Source organism: Paenibacillus urinalis, assembly GCF_028747985.1.
Taxonomy (GTDB): domain Bacteria; phylum Bacillota; class Bacilli; order Paenibacillales; family Paenibacillaceae; genus Paenibacillus; species Paenibacillus urinalis.
The window spans coordinates 163,952-190,246 of the sequence record NZ_CP118109.1 but is presented as its reverse complement, the minus strand read 5'-3'; the positions used below and the strand labels follow the sequence as shown (position 1 = coordinate 190,246).

Annotated in this window: 8 protein-coding genes; all 8 read left to right on the top strand. The window is 44.7% G+C overall.

Translation table 11 applies throughout. The annotated features are described in order from the left end of the window. Positions 1 to 95: 95 nt before the first annotated feature. The 8 genes from PUW25_RS26380 (at position 96) to PUW25_RS26345 (ending at position 26,291) form a co-directional block, all read left to right on the top strand. A complete protein-coding gene (locus PUW25_RS26380; RefSeq protein ID WP_274338694.1) occupies positions 96 to 1,538 on the top strand; it encodes a low copy number virion structural protein in 1,443 nt (480 codons plus the stop codon). Then, positions 1,538 to 9,901 (top strand): PA14 domain-containing protein, encoded by an 8,364-nt coding sequence (locus PUW25_RS26375; RefSeq protein WP_274338693.1) that lies wholly within the window; start codon positions 1,538 to 1,540, stop codon positions 9,899 to 9,901. Before PUW25_RS26380 ends, PUW25_RS26375 begins: the two co-directional genes overlap by 1 nt. A gap of 44 nt (positions 9,902 to 9,945) precedes the next feature. Then, the gene (locus PUW25_RS26370; RefSeq protein WP_274338692.1) at positions 9,946 to 15,096 is read left to right on the top strand and encodes a hypothetical protein; all 5,151 of its coding nucleotides are present in this window, start codon (positions 9,946 to 9,948) and stop codon (positions 15,094 to 15,096) included. 72 nt (positions 15,097 to 15,168) lie between these two features. After that, positions 15,169 to 16,227: a hypothetical protein gene (locus tag PUW25_RS26365; RefSeq protein ID WP_274338691.1), complete on the top strand. Its 1,059-nt coding sequence runs from the start codon at positions 15,169 to 15,171 to the stop codon at positions 16,225 to 16,227. Then, the gene (locus PUW25_RS26360) at positions 16,224 to 16,667 is read left to right on the top strand and encodes a hypothetical protein (protein ID WP_274338690.1); all 444 of its coding nucleotides are present in this window, start codon (positions 16,224 to 16,226) and stop codon (positions 16,665 to 16,667) included. Before PUW25_RS26365 ends, PUW25_RS26360 begins: the two co-directional genes overlap by 4 nt. 345 nt (positions 16,668 to 17,012) lie before the next feature. Continuing rightward, positions 17,013 to 19,484 (top strand): hypothetical protein, encoded by a 2,472-nt coding sequence (locus PUW25_RS26355; protein ID WP_274338689.1) that lies wholly within the window; start codon positions 17,013 to 17,015, stop codon positions 19,482 to 19,484. Next, positions 19,477 to 21,312: a hypothetical protein gene (locus PUW25_RS26350; RefSeq protein ID WP_274338688.1), complete on the top strand. Its 1,836-nt coding sequence runs from the start codon at positions 19,477 to 19,479 to the stop codon at positions 21,310 to 21,312. Before PUW25_RS26355 ends, PUW25_RS26350 begins: the two co-directional genes overlap by 8 nt. Continuing rightward, positions 21,309 to 26,291 (top strand): VWA domain-containing protein, encoded by a 4,983-nt coding sequence (locus PUW25_RS26345; RefSeq protein WP_274338687.1) that lies wholly within the window; start codon positions 21,309 to 21,311, stop codon positions 26,289 to 26,291. The genes PUW25_RS26350 and PUW25_RS26345 overlap by 4 nt, the downstream gene beginning before the upstream one ends. Positions 26,292 to 26,295 lie beyond the last annotated feature (4 nt).

The following is a 26,295-nucleotide window of genomic DNA, read 5'->3' as shown; positions in this document are numbered from 1 at the left end:
AGGGTGTTTAGCATTTCGCTGAACACCCTTTCTTTATACATAAGCAGGCTTTATAATGGTATAATGTAACGCATTACATTGAAAGGAGGGTCGGTATGGAATATAGGTTTGAGATCAATGATATAGTTTTCGAAAGCGATCAGCCCATTACGGGAGAGCTGCAACAGGTAGAAGGCATTCAAAGTCACGATGTGTTTGCTGAAGAAATTGCCTATGCAGATTATGAGAAGACTCCCCTGCAATTTAAAATGGTCACCAATGCCGATCAGCAGGTTCGAATCACGATTCCTTATTCAAAGCGAATGAGTGATACAGATGCAGCACATTCAGTTATCTGCTTTCACGACCAGATCAGCAATTGGCGCTTAGTCGAAACGACATGCGATCAAGACAAGCGAATCATCCAGGCGACACTCAGCGGACGGAATCTTATTATTGGACTATTCATAAACGAATATTTCTATTCAGAATATACGCAGTACATGGCAGATGAATTTCCTACATGGACAACGCTACGCGGGAAGAAGTTCAGTCTTGGCCAGAGATTTTTAAACTACTTCGGGATGCAATTTGAAAGAGGCTTGGGTGATCTTAAAGATATTCGCCGCCAGCGATTCATCGACACGCTTGATCCGAATATGATGGACTGGGTTTATGTCTATCCAATCCCTAAGATTTCATCTATAGACAGTCTAACGATTTATGATCAAGAAGATGCTGACCTTCGTAAACCGGTTCCCATCTTAAGCTCACTAAAAGAGTTCTTTTATAACATGGAGCAGAAGGGCGTCATTATTGATTACGAGTCTCGAGTCATGTACTCGATTCGTCGATATGAAACCATTCTAGGCGTAGTCGAGAATATTGATAACCGGCAGGGCTTCCGATCAACACCGGCACCTCATTTAATCTGGAATGCCTTTGATGAGTTCGGGCTTTTAGTCGGCGTGAAACGTCTGACACTTGAGCGGAATGCAGAGTATCGTGAACGCATCAAAGATGCTTTCCGTTACCCGGCAAACAACAGCGAGTTGGGATTAACCCATGCACTCGGTCGCGAGCTTGGCTTAATCCGGAGATTCGTGTGGAAAAACGATACGAAGAACTTGTACATCAAGGGCAGCGGGCTAGACCACCGCACGATCCGTGTGGATGGCCAGAAGATAGAGTCCAACATGTACGCAGTAGATCGTTTCGGAAACATCATGGTTCAGGCGTTTCGTGAAGGAAAAGAGCATACCGTTTCCATCATCAAAGATGTCTTCAAGCATCAGTTGTACGATAAACAAGACGAAGAGCTGTACAAAATGATGTTCGGTGAGGATGGGCAAGCAACAGATAAGCTAATCAATTGGGTGAATTACATCAATGAAGTAGCGCCTGTGATGTGGGGGAAATTCAATTGGGATGAAGGATACTGGGATACGATCAGCAGAGACCTGACGGGGATCGGGTATCTTCCAAACATTTGGGATTCAGATATCAAAGTCTGGGATGATTACACATTCAGACTAGACCTAGCGAAGGAGAAGTTTTAATGGCCATAATCAATTTCGATTATAAAATCAAAGCAGAGATTATCCCAACGTGGGAGCACCCATTTCAATTCGCCGTCTATGCTGACGTAGAGAAGCCAAATGGAGAGAGGTATAACGATAAGTTATATGAGGGGCGCGGAGTGCTTAATGAACAGCACACAAGCTATGATAGCAAAGCTCATATCGAATTAGATAGCGTAGTTATTGACCTCGAAGAGGGAAGTGTCATCCAAGGATATACGGCGATCTCACTAGACCCTAATGTATCAATCGTAATAAATGAGGATGGCATTGATTCCGTTTATGCTTGGATCGAATCCAGAGCAGCTGTACCGATAACAACCGAAACAAAATGGATAACAGCAGAGCAGATCGACACAAGCATCCACGGCACCAAAGAGACAGCAAAGATTTTAAACCGCACTGAGCTTAAGCAGCTGCTTGAGCGCAATAGTGAAATAGAGTTCCCTCTTCGCTATGATATTCGATCCCTTGAAATTATCAGCAATAAAGAGAATGTAATTATGGAACTTGCTGAGGAAGGTATTGAAGTCTTTGGTTTTGATGTTTCTCTGATTGAGAATGTCATAGGAAGCGTGAATGTAAATGAGATCGTTGTAACTCATCGGGAGGCTATTCCTGTTCCGATTTTTCTTGATGTTGAAGGTGTTCTAGGTGTTAGGGCAGATCTTATTGAGGGCATCATTGATAACCGAAATATCGCAAGAGTTTCTGCTGTTGAATCAGATAAGATTTGGATTGAAGGCATGAGTATTGGTGAAACCAACATTCGTTTTAACTATGCAGGAACATTCATCGCTGAAACACCGATCCGTGTAGAGAAGCCAAAAGCAGTGATCCATACTTCCTTGGATAGTAAAAACTTTTATGTAGGTCAGCCTTTTCAAATCCACTTGATGCCAGAGTATACGAATGGAGATATCTTCGAGACTTCCACCTGTGAGTATGATGTGCAAGGCGGTGAAGTAAGTCTCCAATTAGATACGAGAACTTTTATGATCATCCCTAGTACTTCAGGTATTTTAACGATGGAAGTTCGTCTTGTTAGCAAGACAAGCGAAGTGGTGGAGGCAACCATAAAGCTGCCGATACGAGATAAACATTTGTATCGCTTCCATGTTCAGCCTGAAGAGGCAACGATCGTGCAAGGGGACAAGATATCTCTTTCTGCCCAATATCAAAATACACTGGCTGGCATGGATCACAATGACTACTTAATTGAGTGGAACATTGTAGAAGGCGCTGAATTTGTTCAATTGGAGAACAACAAGGGAAAAGATATCGTACTTGGTGGTTATGGCTCGGGAGTCGTCCGACTAAAAGCAAGTGTTTATGATAACGAAGCTGAAGCCACGATCCATATCGTAGGGCAGACGCAACCGATCCTGCACTTTGCCGAAACTAATATACTCATGGCACCAGGAGAGCGAAAGTCGATCTATCCCGCTATCGTAAATGATGATGGTCGCAGCCGGTCGATTACATGGGACATTCAGCAAAACAGTTGCCTTAATATCGTAGACGAAGATGCAAACAGACTTGTGTTTGAAGCTATCACGAATGGCAAAGCCACAATCATCTGCAAAGCAGGGGAGCTGAAGCAACAGATTTATGTCGATGTATCCGAGAACCGGATTCAGGCGTTCAGTACCGAGGCTGTAGATGGATCGATTTATATTCCGACAGAAGATTCTCCAGAACAATGGACGGATGTAGAAAAAGAACCGAACTATATTGAGAACCCAGGAATGCTGACGAGTATGTATACTCGGACAAGTGGGGAAGAAGATCCAAATTATGCTTTCCACTCAGGGATCGGAGATCAAGACGACCTGTTGGTGAAAAAGCCTCAGCTAGAAAACAGCATCCAACCATTCCAATATGCAGCACGTCTTCGCGGAAAGAAGCGCCATTCCATTATGATCTATCCAGAAATCGCATTCCAATACAGCGTTCAGTATAAAGGCGATCTCTATGTGACCTATAACGAGTCTTCGTTTAAGGTGAGTGTTGATGCCTATCCAGCGAAGAAGTTTGAGTTCACGATCAAAGAAGACCGCAAGCTTGAAACAATCAAGGACTATGAAGTTGAAATGTCCGTGGAAGGACAAGTCACGAAAAAGGATTTGGAGTACGCCGTCAACTGGAAAGCGAATGTGGAAGTGAATGATGAAGGTGACGTAAAAGGATTGTTCGTTTCTGGAGGAGACAAAGGAGACTTCATCGGTAGCGGTACCGAGCTGTCTTGGCGACTCGGCAGCGGATACGTCTATGACACATACAACCTCAGCCGGTTCAGTGGCGTTGTGGCAAAGAAATACTATGACTATACCAGTTACGAAGCTGAGTTTGATTACAAGCCAATTGCGGGCGACTCATCAGGTATTGCAGACGATGACCTTATCGGACTAATCTTCAAAGCAAGAGATAAACGGAACTTCTACATGCTGCTGATTGAAAGCCATGAGCGTGCAAGAAACTCAAACCGTACAGGTGACAACTTGGAAGGGTTCAATATCTACACTGGGACACCAGAACAATGGAACGCGCGATCCGTAAGAGGAGCCAGCTATCAGACCGAATCGGAATGGCGGCTGTATACACAGAGCATGGGGTGGAAGACACAGCATAGACGCATCTATAAAGTAACCGATGGAGTAATGAGTAGGGTTAATGTAAATGATCTAGGTGGCGGCAATGGATGGGATTTCAATGTCATGCAAAGTATGATGGTTCGCTCCATGGGCAAGAAAGTAGAGCTTCATATCCGCCACAGTTTAAGCGGTGACTATGCGAAAATCTTCGAGTTCAATACTGATTGGGAAGAAGGAAGCTTTGGGATGTGCAATATCTCTCAGGCTGTTCAGTTTCATGGTATCCGTGTACGTGAGTGGAATCAGATCGAGGGGCGTATTCCGGAAACCGGCTATGATAAATATACGGGTATCGGAAGTAAAACGATTTCTTCTTCTGGTAGAGAATACGTGAAGAATCAAGTCGTATCCAAGCTCAGCTCGCCATCACAGAAATATGAAGTCACAGAAGTAGCTGGCGAATTAACGGATAGCTCTGCCGGCAGTATTACAGCATCTGTCACGGGAGCCATCGTGGTGAAGTCTAACAATCCACCTAATGCAGGAGAGCCAATCACGCAGAAGTTTACGAAGAGTGGCCAGATTCGAATTACACCCGACAATATTGATTTGAATACGGCTGCCGAAGTCTATACGAATGCTCAGGAGTTCTTTAAAGCAGAGCTAGCTAAATTCAAGAGTGATCATCCAGAAATGTCTGCAAGCAGTGTCGTGCCAACCTTTACACTAGTGAAGCCAGCTGCTGATGATGCGGAGAAGGACTTCACGCAAGAGCGACTATTGATGTGGGAGACTGAGCCCGAGATTGTAACGACCGAGATTGATTATGAGCATAATGTATTTGCTTATGAAGGATGGGTCGCAGGACGGCCTCTGACGGACTTTGTGGGCGGCAACTGGGCAACCTACACATTAACCTTCCACGATAACTCAGGAACCGTAAACGAGCAGTATGACGCTTGGAAATGGCAGAATAGCGGAGCAGTAGACATTCATCACGATCCGTCCGATGTACTCATGCTCAAAACAACAGAGTGGTACAAGGGCATATTTCCTGCCGATATCCTGAATGAAGGAATCGTTAATAGTGAAGAAGATAGCTTTGTTGATATCCCGCCAAACCATGAACATTACATCGAGCCGTATCTAAACACGCCGATGCCAGGCATCTATGACAACGTTCATTATCTTCTGTACAAGGAGCCTATCGGCAAGCAGACATTCACTTGGATGTATTGGGAAAGCCAGCCGGGAATCACAACCCGCAACAGCGGACTGCCTATTAACCAGTTGACTGGCAAGCCCATCATCAAGACGGATCGGCAGAATGATCGTGTTGTGGTGAAGTGTGATGAAGATCCAAGATATATCCCTTATACAACAGGGAAAGAAATTGGATATGGAAAGGTTAATGGAAAGCGCCCATTCTTCGGAGACTCAGCTGGTCGAGCAAACATGGTCGGCGTTCCAACGAATACAGTGTTCATCCCTGAGAATATGGTCAACATTACAGGCCCGTATATCGAGGTCAGCGACGAGCGTGTAAGTTACAACATCGATGCCGGGGGAAAAACGGTTACGTTCAGCTCTGATTTCAAAGATGCCTACGTTTGGTATACCGATTGGTACACAAGCTGGCATGAAGATGAGAGAGGATTTCATGCAGATCTGAATACGACAACAACCATAAGCGATCCGATCTCCATCAATCCAGATGATCAGGAAGACTATGATGATAATGTTTCTATTGAAGGCGTTGAAGTCATCAGTAACAATCCGTTTGTTTCTGTCTGGCCAACTCAAGCAGAGGGGAGTTCTTCAGGGCTCCTGGGAACGTACTATCGCTACCCTCAAGAGATTGAGAACGTGCTTGAGAAGTTTGTTGTCGGCGGCAGCTTTCAAATCAAAGAGCAGGTGTTTGTCATTGAAGAAGCCGTGGCTCCAGTAAATACACCGGGACTACCTGCAACCGAAACGTTCATTCCCGGCAGTGCGCCGGTGAGAGGAACCATTCAAGGAGCTACGGAGTCCGAGGTGGCGACAGTATATGTTCCTGCAGGAAAGCCAATTCTTAAAATCGCATCCAACTTCATGATTGATACAGGAAATAAATATCCTGACCTGCTTGTGACTGCACCGAACGGTGAACAGTTTGGTGTTAAATATATGAACGGAACTTGGTCTGCTACGGGAACAACTGCATCCGATTTCTTAAGCTGCAGACAGTATACGCACTCTGGAGACAACGGACATGCAGAAGTAATGACCTTCACGCTGCCGATTGAGGGAACATGGATCATCAGCGTATTCAACCAAGGCAATGCACAGACCACTTATATGGTGACAACCAACATTGGCACTGAGGTGCGTAAGGTGCTTAGTCTGAGCTATGTGCCAGACCCCGATTCTGTTTCGGTCAAAGTGAACGGCACTTCGATTACGGCTTTCGCTATGGATCGTAAGGATGTCATTATAACGGCACCAATTGTAAATGAAGATGTCATTGAGGTGAATTACTCTGCAGGCGGAATCAAGATCAAAGAGCTGCCAATGCAAACAGACTTCCCGATGTATGATGTACCGCCTTACAAGGTTCTTTCGGTTAGAAAAAATGATGTGGAGATTCCAGAAAGCACGACAAACGGGTACTACATTGATGGTCAGACATTTAAGATTAGAGGAAGTTATGTGACGCCAGGTGTCATTCGAATCAGGTACGGTGTAGGTGAGATTGATAATACGTTTGATTTATCCAATGAGCCGCAGCTATCTCCAGAAGTATACTTAAATGGGGCTAAGCTGGATGAAACGAAATATAGCATCAGCGGTCGTATTCTTACGGTGGATAAAGAATTACTCATGCCTAAAGACTGGGTTCACTTGCAGTCCTACAGGGTGGCCAAGCGCTTCGATCCGCAGAAAGAAAATTACCTTGGTAATGTAAAGATGTCCCGCATCGATCCTTTCATTAACTTCAACTGGGGTACGCAGTCGCCATTCACGGAAAGCCTGGAACCTGCCGGTTTCCGCATGATGGCCGTGATTCCTGATCAGATTAAATTTAATCTGAATGTCGAGATGGAGATCAGCTATCCTTCATCCGAAGTCATCGACACCAGTAACTTCACTGGCGTATGGAATAAGTTCGATGAAAACATTGGATCAGATGTAGGAAACTGGCACGGCCCGCCCGAAGCTGGTTATGACAAAGTAACGAATCTTGCTAATCAAAGCTACCGCTCTGGATGGTACAATCCCGAACATGTAGACATGACGGATTATGATTTCGAGTTCTTGGTGCAAGAGATCAATTCAGGTGATAATGATATGTATGGTGCAATCTTCCGCTTCAGCCCTGCCACTAAAAACTTCTATTCGTTTGAGTGGGATGCAGATGGCATGGATGTAAGAGGGATGGCTATATATCGAAACATCTGTACAAACCCATCTCAGTACGGAACAGCACAGCTCACTTATAACAAAGTGAAGCTTGCTCACCTTCCCGAACCCTGGGCTTATGGAGGAAATCAAACGAACAAGATCCGTGTGAGAGTCGTCGGACAGTCGATCCAAGTCTATACCAATGACGTATTAAAATTTGATATTGTGGACAACGCACCGGATGCATTAATTGCAGGGGCATGGGGGCCAGTAACAAGATCACAGCCTAATACGTATTTCTGGAATTTCAGCACCTCGAAAATTCTAAAAGAAACGATCCGGAAACCGATGAGTGCAGAGAAGACAAAATCGCTGACCGACAGTCTGCGAACCGAAGAGATGGTGGTTAACGACCAGCGAATGATTGAGTTCTTCAGTAGCGAATTAAATAGCTTCCTAAGTGCTCATGGATTCTCACGCAGTGATGTGTCGCTTCAATACTTTATCAAGAACGATACGAGTGATTACAAGACGCACTTTACAACAGGAGGTATCGTTACATCTAGTGATGATGCTAAGGTATCGGCTACCGTTATTACGCGTCCGGCATCCACGCCTGAGCAACCTGCTTGGCTTGATTACCGTGAAATAAACCGAGGGCACTTACCACCGGATACATCAGTGGACGTTTACAGTCCGGATCAGCCAGAGCCTTACATTGATCCGATTCAGCCGACCGATGAGGGGACACCAAACGATGGATTTGCAATCAACTGGAAAGGAAGCATCTATGCGCCGGTATCGGGTACCTATACTTTCTACTCCACCTCAGACGATGGATTCAGACTCTGGATTGATAAGAAGCTCATCATTGATAAATGGGTATTGCAATCTGCAATGACTCATGTGGGCAGCATTGATCTGCAAGGAGGCAAATGGTACGACTTCAACGCTAACTATTTCGAAAATGAAGGCACGGCCAGTGTGAAGCTGGAATGGTCACACCCGGCAACAGATCGAACTATGATCTCGCCTGATTTCTTTACACCTCGATTAGGCTATGCGGTAAATGCCAGAGTAAAAGAAGCCACTCCGATGCCATGGAGTCCAATGATTCATAATGGCTATTACTACTTCAAAGATAAAGAGCACTACCTATATGCGAAGAAGACCCGCCATGTAATGACTCCGGTTGATCACCAGCTTCTCATTCAACCTCGGCCACAACAGGGAGCTCCGATGATCATAAGGGATAATGAAGGGAATATCCTTCGCAAAACGGCATTCTATGAAGAAGTCTTTAACGAGGATGGCTTGCTCATTGATATTCAGCAGACATTAACCTATAAAGAAGAGCTGACTGGAAACGGATATGGTAAGTACTATCTCACCTATAAAGGCATTGACCCGGACAGCCTTGTTGTTAAATTGAATGGCGTTACAATTTCAGCAGACAAATATGTATTTGATGCAGAGAGATCGTCGATTCAGTTCATGAACAATATAGGAAACCGTGATATAATGAACTTCGAATATAGCTTAATGTACAGCTATTTTGTAGACTATAACCACGATCCGAATAATGATGTCGCTAAGATTGTTCTTCATTCGAACTATGATCCAGACAAGATGAAGGATATGGAGATAATTTATGAAGGCGATGCGTTTAGTCCGTTCTATCGTGCAAAAGAAATCGCACTGAATCCGCTGCTTACTCATAATCACAAGGGCTTCCTTTACTTGACCAACAAGATATTGGACACACCAAAATCTGTAGAGATCAATGTATCACCAAAGACATTATCTTCCGATGGATTAGGAAAGGTCCTTGTGACAGGGAAGGTACTGGACAAATACAACAATCCTATTCAGAACAAGAACGTGGATGTATATCGTGATGGAGAATTGATCTACAGCGGTCCAACAAACCGTGCAGGTGAAATTTACGTTTATGATAAGCCAGTACCTAGAGCTGAAATGATTAGCGCATATCAGATTATCTGCGAAGACTTAAATAACCAAACACTCCTAAACTTCTATGTTCCTAATATGAAGGATCGCTACTTCCTTGAAGTGAAAACCAGTAAGGCTGCGATTCAAGCGGGGCAGGATGATAAGGCAACCGTCTACATTACGCTTCGAAATGAGAACTGGGAGAACGTGGCGGGGGAGAGAATTAAGATTGTTTGTCGTGATACGAAAGGTGATATCACTACTTCTGAAATGACGACAAATGTGTATGGCCAAGCAGAGTGGACAATATCCGCTTTGAATGAACAGCAAGGCAATATTACTGTAACAGCTTCTTACAGTATGGAAGGTGAAACAGCAAGCAACTTCATCTACCTGAAGGTAATAGGGGCATAAAACCCCTATTGCTTTTTACATAGGTGAAAGAAGGGAGATTAAAAGTGATTAAAGACTTTTATCGCATCGCATGTATTATCTCAGTAAAGGATCAGACCGAGCTTGATAAGGTATTTGTATATGATGATTACTTCACGATTAACGAAACCATGAATCAAGCTGAAATCGGACAGACGCTTTGCGATGGAATGAGTATGCAGGAAACATTCCAGAAGCAGATTGATGATTACATTCAGGAATATGGGATTCAATCCGACAAAGTCGTGGTTGTCGGCTATCAGACTAAATCAGGTCACAAAGATATTTCAGTCGTTTTCTATAAAGATGGAGTAGAGCAGAAAGTTCAAACAGCTGACGGAGCCATGAAAGCAGTAGCTTATTATCATAAAGATCAGCGATTAGATTATGGGCTTGAATTATTTGAGTTCAATAAGGCGCTGCCTAACGGCAAGCTTTCACTCAGAGTGGGTGAACAGGTACCAGCTGGCGATGTCAATCTGGCTTATATCCATAGTCCGCGGATCAACGTAGAAGAGAACGTTTCATTGATCGACACCTCTTCGGTCAATGAAAATGTAATCCCTATTGATCAGATTGAGTCCTTAGTTGTTCCGGATGCAAACGGCGTCCTCTCCTATGCTGATGTGGTTTCCGATGATCAGCCGATCATTATGCGTCCGCCATACAGCAGGTTTCCATCCAAGAATATCAACATCACTAGACGATTTACGCAGAACGAAACTACAATATCCAGTGCGCTGTTTTATAAGTTTGAGCTGAAGTATCATTACGATAGTGATCCAGGAGAAGCAGGGAAGGTAATACGTTACACAGGCAGCCAAATTCAGCTAACCGATGAAAATGGGAACCTGCTAGGACCTGAGTTCAAGCGTCTTATCTATGCTCAAACGACTGAGCAGAATCCTAAGATCTATTGGGTGAAGATTTATATTCAAAGCAATACGGATGAAGAGCAGACCTTTAAGGTTCGCTACAATCATGTAGAAACTCCTGCTCCAGATGCAGAACTTAAGAGCACCACAAAAACGGTGGAGCTTTATTCTAATCAAGGGAATATTGGATTGATTGAGGGCGGCAAGCTCCGAGTAATCAATGGGATCGGTGCATACGAGCAGGTGACAGCAGAAGACCTGCGGGCAGCCGAGGACATTCAAGAGGTGTATTCGATTGAGGAATATCCAGATAAGGATGGATATAAAATTACGGTACCGCAACGTTCCATGAATGACCCAAGAGCGCGTAACGCATTCAACTATAAATTATCTGCTACCTATTTGGATGACAAGAACAACCAACGCACATTAACCTTTGGATACGTAAGCGATTGGACAATGAATGCAGATGCACTCCTCGCCCATGAGAAGCTTGAGTTTACCGGAGAGTATAAAACCTTGGGCGTAAATATTGGCGGCGGATATGTAGACGCACGGAGCCTCATTCAATCGATTATGCCAGTAGACATGCCTTCACTTCCGATGGATGCCGTATTCAGGATTGAAGATGCCAGCGGGAACCTGCTCTATACAACTCAAGCCGCTTCGGATAATGGACTAGTAGAAAGCATTGTAGCAGAAAGCGGCAGTTCACCGGCACAGGCAAAATCAAATACGACAACCGCTAAGTGGACGGGAGTCAGCGGAAGCAACGTCAAACTGAAGAACAATCCGATCGAACATCAGGTTACGATCTATCCTGAGCAGCAGAAGTCAGAAGTAGACTTCACGTGGGAAGCCAGTGGATCAGGTGAGATCATTACTTCACAGAGCTACGAAGGACGATGGAAAGTATGTCAAAACGTAACGATTGAGAAGGCGTTTGCAGCAAAGCCTATTGATGTATTTACAGGATGGGACTTTATTGGCTCCAATGAGACTCGTGGCAAATGGGAATACAACCGAGCTAGGGACGTGCTTCTTTTAACTGTAAATAAGATTGAAGTCAGCGGATATTATAATGGTGCTCACAAAGATAAAGACAACTACATCTTCTCTGCATGCGTTACGGTTAACGATCACAACGATGATGATGTCATTGGGATTCAGTTCCGAGTTAACAACGATAAAGAATATTACTGCTTCCTTTGGGAAAAAGACCAGCTCATGCGTGAGCCGGGAGCCAACGGAAACGGTGTAGGTCGTGTACTCGTTGGTGAGCGAGGGGTGTCAGCGGTACTCTATTACAAGAATCCAGACCCTAATAAATTTAACAGCGCTTATGAAGCTGAAACGAATATGACAAAGTACATGTCAGACTACGGATTTAAAAACCGCAAGAAGGGGATATTCAAAGCCAGTCCAACAACATTGCCGCCTTACTCTGATGCTTTACATCCAAACTGCCAGTACAAATCAGATCGAACAGAAACATCCTTTGAGAACATTACGAGCAACGTAAACTACAATGCAAAGGGATGGGTGCCGGGGGAGACATATAAGATTCGCGTCGTGGTTGCCGGTAGTAAGTTTCAGGTCTACATCGGTAACGATACTTCCGATGATGCATTAGGAACATTGGTATGTGAAGCTGAAGACAGCACCTATAGTAAAGGCTCTTATGGAATCTGTAATATCTCTCAAGAGAATGCACTATGGTCTAAGTTGAAATTCACAGAGCTGGATGTTCACGAACTCTGTACAGATTGGGAGAACGTGACGCTGACTAGTAACGATTGGGTTAAGGTGTCCGACAAGAAGCCGGCCGATATCTTAACACCACTCATTGAGCAATATATGAAAGACACCTATGGTGATGGTATGCCTTATACTGTTACGACTCCAAGTGTTGTCGGTGATCCGGTAGACCTTCGGGCTGAGGTTCGAAACGATGGCTACATTTGGGCAGTTACGAACAGCAGCCAGGCAGGAGGGACATTAAGCACCCCTTGGCTAACCAGTGATAATCGTAAGAATATTACCGGCACAGGTAAGGCGGTCATGAGGGCTGACGGCGTCATGAATGTAACACTCACCCCGCCAATGCTAACAAAGGATAATATACCGATTGAGATTCAGAACTTCTCTTGGAATCGAATATGGGCAACAAGCGGTGAAGGCGTAAGTATTCGAATTAACGGTGACAACTCTGTTTCTGCTGAGGTTGATGTGCCGCCGATCATTGCGATTGGAGCACCACTCACCTTGCCACTCGAAGGGACAGATAAGATTTATAAGCAGGAAGGCATGAAATCAATGGGCCTTCTTTTCGGGACAGGAAACATCCTCGAGAAATTAAACATTCCATCCAGCGTTCCTGCAAATGAATTGCTTCTGCGTATCGAGCGAGGGGATGCAGCAGGCAACAATCGGGAGAACCGAGTGAACTATCGCTGGCATTACAACTGGCAGAACCGAGAATACTTCGAGGTGGATCAGGCAAACCGAGGCGTTAACCGGATGCGTATGAAAAACATCCTGCAGCCGGGAACAAAAAATGTGATCGAAGGGCTTACAGCTGACCTTGTAGCGTGGACAACTTTCGAAGAGCTGGAGTCAGTACCGGTGCTGGCCATCAAGATTGATGATGATAAAAAGATCGAAATGGAGAAGCCAAAGGTTGAGCGAGATAACACGGAGATCGACAACTGGTATGTACGGGTGAAGAACGGCAGAGTGAAGAAGCGATACGTCCTTCCTTATTATGAGGCTGGTGAAAAAGTGCCGCAGCTCTATGTATACTATCCAGAACTGATTCCCTACGCTCCGATGAATCCGGAAGAACGAAAAGAAATCATCATGGATTATACGGTACCGGAATATACGAACCAAGAGTTCTACAATGAGCCGGTCATTCTGATTGATCGAGAGCATCCTGTTATTCTTAATGATAAAGCGATTCAAGTTGGATTCACGCCAATTGCGATGGCATCCGAAGCTGGCGTAAGCTATCTCGAAGTCGAAGCGATCCGAATGAATCAGTCTCGTAAGCTAAGAGTTTCCGACATCGATGCGAAAAAAGGTATCATTTATCTTCACGATAGGATTCGAGATCAGGACGAAGTGATTGTGAGATATGCTTATGTAGAAGATTGGTACACGTACCGCGGATACAATCGAAGCGGAGAGTTCTTCCATCTGGATTTAAACCCAAGTCCAGGACACCGATTTACGATGGCACAAGATGGATTCCATGAATGGGTTCCAGGAGATGTGACGCTGCGCGAATCGTACACAACGACCGAGAAGCAAAGCAATGAGTTATTAGTTAGACAAATGCACGTCTATCTAAGACCCACATCCATCTGGATACAAGAGGAATCAGGACCTCAGCTCATTAGTGGTACAACTCGTAATCAAGCGATCTTCCATACGGATGACGGCTACTGGTTTGAGCCAGATGATTATAACTATGACCCATCCATGCTTCGACTAGGGAAGGTAACAGTCCAAGCCAACTCCAGCCTTAAGAAAGATGTGGTCATTATGGACACCCGGACAAGAGGCGGCGGTCTGGATGAAGCATTATCTAAAGCGGTCATTGCCAAGGTAAATAAAGAATCACTTTACCATTGGGATATCGGATACTTTGATGGAGAAGCATATCAGGAAAATGGAGTCATTATTGTTCGGCTCCCACGCAGTATCCTAGCCACTCCAAATAATCCAAACGGATTTAGTGAAGCTGAAGTGCAAGCAGCTGTAGCGAAGCATAAAGGATACGGAATCCTGCCGATCATTGAGTATTACGATCCGCAACCAACCGATCTTAACGTGCTTGGCAATCCGGAGTTCCTTTACGGCAAGCACCTGAATGAATATAATGCGAATCTATCAAGCGGATTATACTTCATTAATCAGCAAGATCTCGGTACTGGCGATAACTCTATCCTTCAAATTGCAGAGGGAGGCGTATACGGCATCCTGCTCTCCACAGCCAATCTGGAATACAGCGACTACACTTTGGATATCAAAGCGAAGAAGATGTCTAAGGCGGAGGATCGTTCAGCAGCTGTCATTCGGTATGCATATCGAAACGGAGAAACGGCAGAAGTGCCGATGGCCACAATCAACAGCGAAGATTGGATGATCTATACGGCTGACATTATGAATGACGGCAATGTTGATTCCATTATTATTCAGGTGAACAGCAAGGAGGCTAAAGGTGGCATTCTTGTAGACTATGTTAAGATGTTCCCGAAATTTACGGAAATAGATGGAGTGGAATTTATAGAATTGTAATGCGTTACATGATATGATAATACACAGCAGCTCGCATATACTGCGGGCTGTTTTTTATAAGGAGGAAAAGGTATGCCAATCACAGATACAAGGAATATCGTGCAGTTTGTGAATGATCTTGAATCGAGGATTAATAACTTAGATCAGGACCTTTTAGATTGGGAGAATAATAAAACCCAAATTCTAAATGCCCTGCCTCAGATCAACCTCAACCGCACGAATGCTATCACTGCAATCGTTAAAGCAGAGGATGCACTAGCAGAGCTTAATACGGCAACTTACGGTGTCGTTGCGGCTAAAGGGCAGCGCCTTAAAAAACTGCTGGATGATCTGAAAGCACAAGTCATTGAGATTGCCGAGAATGCGCCAGGCAAAGGCGTTGAGATTGACTCTTACATTCAAGATGAAATCAACAATGCGATAGCCGGCGTGGACAGTGCAATTCATGATGGATTAAAACTGGACTACCGCATTAGGCAAGTTCAGGATATGGCTCAAGAAGGAGTAGAGTTTGCTCAAAAAGAAATCATCCTTCCTTTCAGTCATAAGACAATCAACCCATTAAATCATTATGAGGTTCAGCTTGAGCCGCAAGAAGGCGTGGAGTATGTCAGAGGGGATTTGACAGTACTTGATGCCAGTGGAGATCGAGTTGTGCTTGGGACAAATCAGGAAGCCATCACTGGAACCGTCTATGAGAGTGGGCTGATTATTCTTTCCGAATCTCCTAAAGTGCCGGTCACGCTGATCTATCCAGCACGCTTAAATTTCAATGATGTACCAGAAGACTTCCTGTATTATACGCTGCAGATGATGCTATCGAAGTCTAGTCCGACCCTGACATTCGTTCAGAAAGTGGAATCGATCGTAACCGAAATCCTTACAGACGTCCGCTACATGAAGGGGACGAACTGGACAGTAGACCACAGCATTATGCGTAACCGCAAGGATATCTTGTTGGAGAGCATCACACCTAAAGGTTTGCAGGTAGATGTTCAAAACGGCAATGTTCATGCTATGTTCAGCTACAATGATCATCCGAACTTGAAGCACTTTGTTCTGGAAAAGTTAAATCCAGAAACCAATGAGTTCGAACCGTATGATGGAGCTGAGGGGATTATTTCTAAATGACCGAGTTGATGAGCCGATACCAGAAAGATACAATTCAGAAGCGAATACACCTGCGAGGATATTTAAACAATCACGAAGACGGGATGAAATTTGATGGCACTTATGAAAGTATCGGCCGAGCGATTGCTTCTCAGATATCCGGAAACGACGAATCCAAACACCAAACAAATGATTACCATACGGATATGTCCGTTTCTCTACCCAACGTTTTCCTTCGATTTCATCTGAGTGACAAAGAAGTCTCACTCGAAGAAGCAGAAGAAAAACAGATTATGATGTCGATCGGTGAGCTTGATATCTATACGGAATGGTATGGGTATTCGGAATATACGATCGAAGGGTATTCAGTTGAAAACTTTACTATCGGCAACCACGATATTGAATCGATCCTGAAAACGTATGCTGGAAAATACGCGCACATCATTATAGAGATTTATTGAAGGCAGCTTGCAGGCTGTCTTTACATACGAAAGGAGGAGAGGCATGTTAAACGCTTTGACTAGGGTCCCACTGTTTTGGCTATTGTTCTCTTGGAATATAGGAGTGGTAGTTTTGGCTGGTGTCATTATTTATAAACTACTCTTTTGGATGCTTGGCTTCTGGAAGTGCAAAACTTGCAAAAAATCACATTGGGCAAATACATTGTCTTGGAACCACGAAAGTAGTAGAGGATTCGTGTCAGGTCCGTTCTGTGAAAATTGCTATATAGATTATTTGGATAGTCGCACTATTAAACCGCCACCACCTGGATGGCGACCATCTAAACCAAGGAGCGGACAATAAAGATGAGTAACTATTTAGATCAATTCCTTTCTACACTGCCGCAGACTCAAAAGCAAAAGCTTATGGAGCTTCTGGAGCTAAAGCAAAGAGAGGGATATATCAAGAGTGATACCGAGTTTCAAGCTGAGCTTGAACGATTGCTTAAGGTATTAGATTCAGTAAATGCAACGCCGACTTTCCAAGGCCGGCACCAAACCGGCAAAACAGATTCCAAAAGTTATAACAGCAACCTTGAAGAGATCGCCTTTGATCTATCCACATTATTTGAAGCTTCTAATCAGATCGATAGCTTAATGGATGATAATCAACGGTTGTCACGATCAATGCTTTCCGATATTCGGAAGAAGATATATGCACTTAATGCAGAGGTTGAAAAGCAAGCACTGATTATGAAGAATACCGATGGATTTGTGGAAGGGGTTCATGAGCAATTCAAAGCTCCCCAGTATACTGAAACTAGCGAATCATCGCTTGCAATTCTCAGAAAAGATCGCTATGGCCAATATCTAAATAACAAATACAGTGCTGAGATTGTCAGTGACTCACTACAGCTTGCTTCATTCGAAACGATAGACCAGCTTAAGAATCCCTATGGAAGAAAGCTGGCATCGATTCAGGTGTTGAACCGGATCGGAACAGTGGCCACAAATAATAATCATCCAATATCTAATGCCATAGATGGTTCGCAAGAAACCTTCTGGGCAGAAGTCATTCTGGCCGATGATGTGATTACGCAAAATATCAGTGATCTGTGGACACATGACTATGAAGGCTATGAGATGGATGGGGCAATGTGTGAGCTTGAAATTAGGCTGAACGGTATTACGACCGTATCTGAGATTAGCCTTGATCCGTATGCTTCTTATCCTCTTGAGATTGTGGCCATTCATGGATATGAATCTTCCGATTACGCAGGGAAGACTTACAAACTCGTTACGCCTAATCATGAGAATCCGCATCAGCGAAGCAAGAAGTCTGTAGGACAGATGACATTCCAATTCCCATCGGTCGATGTGGCCAAGATTCGTATCCTGCTTCGCCAAGAGAATTACGTAAAAGAAAACTATCTGGTGAATGTAGATGAGCAGAACAACATGGAGCTGTGGAATAAAATTGCAGGTTCCGCAGAACTTATGCAGCTCGGCACCGATGCTATTGCCGATCAACGGGAGCCAGGGGAAACCATTGCTGAGTTCGATAAGAAGAATCAGCTTACAGGCTGGAGCCAATATCTCACAGCGCTTCAAGAGTGGGCTGAAAAGCAGGGCGACAAAGCGAAGTCTGTTCTAAGTGCTGCCAAGTCAGCCATGGAGCAGGTCAGAATGGGTAACTATCAAAACCCTATGATGCTTGCTCTGCGTTCGATCAGTGCAAATACGAATCAAGCTACAGTGGATGAAGGCACACTGAGTCAGCAATATATTGCAGCCAACAAGCTATCCTATCTTTATGGCTTATACAATGTCAGTATTACCGGGCGGAAGTATTTACAAAGATCAATCTACGTGTCTCAGGGACTGCCCGTGTCCGGAAATGTGAAACGCATGTCCCTTGTTACAGAGGAGAAGCATCATGATATGGATTTAGAGAATGGGGATAAGGCACGGATCACGGATGTTGAGTACTACATCAGCTACAAAAAGAATCCGGAACCAACTGCATGGCATCCTATTATGCCGGCTGACAAGGATTATGTGAGAGGTGAACTCCTACTAGGCAGCTCAGTTGGGGGCGATGATTATCTCCTGCAGAACACCATTAACTTCAGCTTCCGTTTCCCCGTTATCTCCAAAGATACGGTTGCTGTCCGGAGGGATGGCGTGCCAATCGGTGGTGATCAATATGTCATTACGGATGATGGAAAGAGAATAGGGATCAGACAATCATTCTATTCTGCTTCCAGTATCTACACTGTAGATTACAAGCCAGTAAGCGAGGCTTATTACGTTGACGTGGATGCAGAGACTGTGCAGCCAATGCAATACATCAACCTACAAGGGGAAACAGGTGAATACTTCAACGGCGTGAATGCAAACAACACGATCACGTTGCAGCATACCCCTTACGTTTACCGGAGTGAAATCTTCAATTATGACTCACAGAATGACCGCTACACACAAGACAGCAGTCAGCTCAGCATGGATAAGCTTTATTATCCGGTTATCGTCCGGGTTGGCGGAGCAGAGTACAAGAATATCACAGACTATGCTAGTGGCACTTATGATAAGAACCGGCTCCAAAACGAGAACGACGGCAGGAACTTTGCTCAAATTGGCAACACCCTTTACTTCCCTATTTCCACATTTGATGGAGAGCTGAAAGATATTGTGGTGGACTATTACTACCTCACAACAGACGTTCGATTAAAAGCGATCCTGCGTAGAAATAGTGCCGGTTACGAGAGCGTTACACCTTCCGTATATAGCTGGTCCATTCGTTGTCAGACTTATGATCAAGAGGTGCGAGATGAGTGAACCTATTAAGAATAATTCGCAGCTCCTGTATGAGCAGGCGAAAGCACAATTCGATGCAGCTAAAGCCGCATTCGATGATGGAAGCATTAAGACAAATACGAAGCTGATACAGACCGTCTTCCAAGCGTTCGAGAGTTTCTTCACTTCGATAGGGCAACCGCAGATGGTCTTGCGTCTTGCTCCCGAAGGCGGGCCGCCATGGTCAGAAGACTACAACAGCATGATGGATGAGATTAAAAAAGATATGGAGATTATGTATCAGGAGATTGATCTGATCGGCAGAGCGCTGTATACGGATTTCAATCATAACATGGTACAGCACAGCATCCTGCAAAGCCAGTTCGGGGTGATACAGGATAAGCTAAAAGACCTGCAGCTTCTATCTTCTAATATGCAGTCGAACGGAAAGATCACGTTCCACCGCAATGACTTTCTGAATAACGATAAGATTGATTATGATCGCACAACCGGAACAGCAGCCAGCATTGAGAACGGCATTGTGACGTTACCGCAGACGGATAGTATCAACTTAAGTCAGGTAGCGCAGGTTACAATCATTCCAGGAAACAAGACTTACGACAGCTTCATCCTTGGCACGGAGTCCAACGGATTCCCTGGCAATAATCATGAGGTAACAGTGAGCGGAGGAAACACTCAGAATGACTACACCTACCAGTATGTTGGCGGTAAGAACAACCATGCCGCATACGGATCCGTGCTTGATGGAAACCCGGATACATGGTTCGAATACGAGCTGGTAAATATCCGAGATCATGATAAGCAGAACGTGGCCAAGAATCTAGGCTTCGCTTATCAGGTGCATGGAAATCAAAGATTGAATTGGGCAAGAGATCCGGAGAATGGTGTGTTGAAGCTTCATATGCAGATCATCCTAAATGAAGCGACAACCGTAAATGCGATTGATGTTGAGATGTATACGCCGCCGAACCAAGGTGCAAGAACAGCAATCGTAAAAGACATTCTTATTTCAGACGGCAGCGGGATGCCAGAATCCGTAATCGGGTCAAATAAAAAAGATGATGATTATGTATTTCATTTTGCTCCGCGAACAGCTAAAGTCATTTCCGTATTGTTTGAGCAGCGGACAAAGTACTACACCGATATTGGCCATGAGTACTATGAACAGAATCAGCAAACCGGAAGCGATATCGACTATGCGATGAATACCGCAACCAAGCAGGTTAAGCCAGGCTATCTTCCCCGAGTGGAAGGCCCGCTCATGGCACTGCAAGATATCGGTGTTGAAGTTAGCGTAAAGGATTCGTCTGTTAGCGCCTACTATCCGCTTCAAGGCGAAGACGCTTCAAGTCCAGTGCTCGATGATGCCATAACTTCTTTATCAAGAGGCATCACACAGCAGACGATTGATATCGGCACAGAGCGCTTCGAGGGCTGGCGCTACGCTATCGGCATCCGAAACATTAACGTTTATTCCTATGAGTATGAACAAAGCGGAGAGATCGTCACAGAGCCCTATTTCTTTGAACAGCCGCTTGAGAAGATTACGCTGTCTGTAAATGAAGACAATCCCCTCATGATTGAAAATGCACAGCCAGGAACGGAGTATAAATGGATTAAATACTTTATCTCCATCGACGATGGTGCAACGTGGTATCCGATTTCACCGCTTGAGCATCAAGAGTATAACAGTGGTGGGGAAGAGGCGCCGCCTAAAATATATACGGTGCAGCAGGTAGAGAAGTCGAGCCAAGCACTTACGACAAAGACCGGCTATATTGAATCAGAATATCCAGTATATAGTCTCAGATTAAGAATGCTATTCGAAAGACCGGAGGATGAAGAATGACCCAGAAGAATAAAACGCCTCTCTTAAAAGGCTTCACGATTAAAGCATACACTGGCGCGGAGGCTTCCGATAGCGAAGCTTCCCTGCGCAGGGCAAGTACAAGCGAATCCGGCAGCGGTTCTGACGTTGTTGATCCGCCGTATTATCCGCCAGAGCCTGCGGATCCGTCTGCGCCAGATAACCCTGGGGGCGGTGGGACGAATCCAACCAATCCAACTGACCCAGAGAATCCAGGAGGCGGCGGAGGATCGGGTGACGAAGATAACCCAGGAGGCGGAAGCAATCCTGACAATCCGGGCGGAGGCGGCGGAACGGACGACCCAGAAGATGATCTTCCTGACGACCCTAGTGATGGTGTCTCGAGTAATGGGCGCATCTATATTAGAATCCTTGAAAGAAAAGACAATCCGGATAAGTACTGCTTAGGAATAGATTATCCTGTTAAGGTGCGTGCTTGGACAGCGAGTGAAGAAGAGAAGATTATAAAAATTGTTCTCAAATTCAAAATGCGGCACAAAGGTGGCAAGCTAACAGAGTTTGTTTATAAAGAATACACCTATCCTGGAAGTGTTGAAGAGAGCATTGAACTCGTCATACCAAAGGCAACATTGGATGAATGGGGAGTTAAAGAAAGAACTTATCTGCAATTGATTGCTGTCGTTTATACGGACCAAGGAAGAGATACACACACCACAGACTATGTGAGATTCGAAAACTGTGGGGAAGAGGAGGATGATCCAGATAAAGATACAGACGGGGATGGGATTCCAGATAAAGATGATCCTAATCCTGAGCAGCCAGATGAGCTGCAAGTCACCATCACACCTAAGACAACAGAGATATGCTATGGTGATGATTTAATCGTGTCTGGAGTGGCTGACGGCCCGTATCCAATTACGAAAGTCGTTATGCTTGTCAACGGAACACCTCTTGAAGATATCGTCACAGAGGAGCCTACAGAGCCGGAGACGCCGACTGAGCCGAACACGCCGAACAGCATCAGCTATTTTGTAGACGGCTCAATCTCACCATCAAGTATTAACCAAGATTACTGGACAGGAAATAAAGCCTTTAGCGGGAATGTCCAAATTACTGCAGGTAATATCGTGCCACTGAATATACAGCCTAACTTCTTTACCGGAAGAAACCAATGGCTTGATTTCATGGAGAAGGTTAGACGAGCGCTTGCTCCTGAAGAAGATACGATCTATACCAAAAGCAATATCAGTATTCAGAATTTTCATGCCTATCTATGGAAGTTCCATCAAGACAACTTAAGAGGACTAGTCACATTACCTCAGCCGTGGTCGACGTTTAAGTCGTGGGCGGTAAGTAATTTACCGGGATTGACGGAGCTTCAGCTGGGCAGCATCTATGCAACCTATAAGATCAAGGCCATCAGCTTCTTCTTCCCAAGTGCAAGCTCATATCTTTCAGGAGATATTATTGATACGTTGTCTGACCTTGTGGCCAAGACGAATACGTACACCTATCACTGGATCGACTTCAATGATATTCAAGGTAATCCGAGTGTCGCGGCTTGGGCGAAGGATGGGGAGCTGCCGCAATTTTATTCCTTTATTAATTTTGAACCTGATGCCTTGAATGCCAGTGTCATCAATCTTATGGCATACCGGCCAACAGATTATACGTCTAACTCTTCAAGGGATGAGAGCGACACGCTGACGCCGCTGGACAAATACAAGAGCTACTGGCTCCCAGTAGGATCGCTAGGAACAGCAGACCTGCAGACACTCAACAACAATCAGCCCGCATGCCGACCATACATTGCAGGAGAGATTGCAATCCATGAGATTGGACATGCTGTTGGATTCTACGGGGCGGACTATTATAAGTTTGATGCTGGCCATAAATATGCAAGCGACATAGGTAAGAGCCTGCACGACTACAGAGAATGGCAAGAGATTAGCGGGTGGGACTCCATCAACTGGTCGGGTATGAGACAATACTACAAGCTAAATAAATCGAATCCGGGAACGAAGCTAGACAACGGAAAAGAAGCACCTGTCACTGCTTATGGATGTACGCAGCCCGCAGAAGGATTCGCTGAAGCTTACAGATTGTACATTATCAATCCAAGTTTCCTGAGAGACAACTTCCCTAAGCAATACGCATTCATGGAGAAGTACGTTAAGAACATGGAATCCATTGATGTAATGAGCACGGCAAGCTTCAGAAGAATGAGTGAGACGGTTGTGATCGATGGCTACCATAGTCCTTTCTGGATGGCTGCTTCGCCTTATGAACAAACCTTCAACTTCCGATACCCAACGCTTGGTCATGAAGTAGGTGACAGCTTTGTGGTTGAAGTGAAGGCTTATGATAGCGAAGGTAACGAGGCATCCGACAGCATGACGGTCACAGTGAAGGATTGCTCAATTGATCCGGAAGGACCGAAGGTGAGAGACTGCTTAATGTTCGATACACTGCATGTGGAATACTACGATGCCAATCTTCAAGACATTAAAAAGTTTGATATTCCTGCCGACTGGCTCCCGTATGAAATTAACAATGGTGACGGGGCAACGGCCATGTTCGGATGGGGAGAAGACGACACGATTACTGCATGGTTTAAAGATGGAGGAAACAGCAGTGGCTACGGATTCCAGCTCAGCTCGATTGGCGTCAATTATTTGGATGAACACAATAATGCAAAAACAGCCTGGGCATCCAACATCTATTACGAAACCGCAGGTGTAAAGAACAGCAGGAAGATGCTTGGTGATCCTACAGGTAAAGATACTTCATGGATGAATCAAATCCTCACAAGCGGCAGCTATACGGAAAGCCCATCGATCGGATCGAAAGGTGACTATGTTAAATTCAAATTCCCTTCTGCTTGGAGTTCGAATCAATGTCCGATCAATAAAGATATTATCCGTCCAGAAGATGATGACTCGCCAGAAGAAGATCCAACGAACCCGAACGTTCCAGATTATGATCCGGAGAAGAATCCAGTCCGCGACTGCTTGATGCTAGATAAGATCATCTTCCAGTATTACAGTGACGTGACCAAAGAAATGCAGACGAATATTGTGCCTTTGGAATGGCTTGTAACTCAGGAGTTGACGATCGAGACGAAGGCGGGGCCTGTTACACTGGTTGCAGGATGGTCGGATTATTATAAAGGCGTATCGCTTATGATCCGGAATGCAACCGGCGCAAACAACATCTTCCTAACGGGAGTCGGCATCATCTTCAAAGACTTCTATGATGATTCGAAAACCGCATGGGCTTCGGATATTAACTTCAAGACAGCAGGAGCAAAGAACACCGGCTGGATGACTGGCGGGCCGAAGAACTTAGATGAGCTGCCATGGGTGGCAGAAGTAGATGCAGGAAACTACGGCAATGCCCCTGTGATCGGTAAGACAGGAGACTTCATTGTAAGCAAGCACATGGATTTATTTACTTCTCAGGTCTGCTCCATTGATCCAGAGCATAACTCTGACCCGGAAACAGGGGTAGGAGCTGATCCAATTCTTGAAGTCACGGTGCCATCACTTAATCCAGAAGAGATCACACACTGTAATACAGACCCATTAACCATTGGGGGATATGCAGAGATTGCGCCTAAAGTTGCTGAGATTAGGGCGACATTCAATGGAGAAGAGTTCTATCAACGAAATGGCAATGCGTTTCACGAAGACTTTAGTTTCACGATTCCTTCAAGAGCATTCGGAGAAGGCGGAACGGGTGAAACCAGTGAAGGTGGTATTGCAGATATCGTCTTCTTGATTGACTACTCCGGAAGTATGGGAGCACATATTGCCTCAGTAGCAGACAATGTAAACAACTTCATCAGAAGGCTGAATGATGACAGCGTAAACTATCGACTTGGCTGTGTGCGATACAGCGACATAAACTATGGTGAGCCGACTACGAAGACAGCAATGACTACAAGCACTTCAGAGTTTGAATCCATGCTGAGATCCATTGTGTTAGCCAGCGGAGGAGACATAAGAGAATCGGCTCTGGAATCCATTATGGATCCTGTAAATGGAGCACTCACTTATGATTTTAGAGACAATGCCGCGAAGCACTTTGTCTTAGTGACCGATGCACATTTCCATGATAAAGAAGTGGATGAAATGTCGGCCTATACCGCAGCTCAAACCATAAGTGCTATGAAGGCAAAAGGTGTGATCTTGAATATCATTGGTCCGATGGAAGAAGGAATGTTCTCGTTAAAGCAGCTTAGCGATGGAACCGGTGGTCAGTACCTTGATATCAGAGGGGACTACGGGAACCAGCTTAACAGTATTTCTGGCCAGATATCAGAAGACGCAGGAGAGCTCTTATCTGGATACGTTGTTATTACAGCCACCGGTACAGATGGCAAGATAGTAACGCGGAGAATTAAAATCAATGTGGTGGATTGCTCAGTTCCACCGCCCGGATCAACGCCTGATGAAGGAAGCATCGAAAACAGCTATGACTTACTCTTTAGATTAAGATGGGGCATCCCATCAAGCACTGCTCCTGATGCGAGATCAGATATGGATCTACACGGATACCTTGATAGAGATGAAGCTAAGCATATATTCTACGGTTCCCGTGTGGATGCTGATTACCCAAGTTATCGATCATATATTGAAGGAGCGAATAAAATTTATCTCAACTTCGATTACGCTGATCATATACGAAATAGTGGAATCGACCACTGGAACAATGAAGTGGAAATCATTACGGTGGATGGTTTTGTAAACAGAACACTTACGTTAGCAGTTGATAAATATTACGGCGTTGATGTTTCTGATCTTGATCGAGCACCGCAAGTTGAAATTGTAGATGCAGGTACGGGCTCTATACTTCAAACGATTGTGTTGAATCCTTCTGACTTCAATTCGAAGCGTTCCATCATCGTATGTGATATTGCTCTAAAAAATCCTGGTCAAACTAAAATATCTGATATTACAATAAGAAAAGAACCAAGAGATTATCCAACTCCAAATTAAGAGG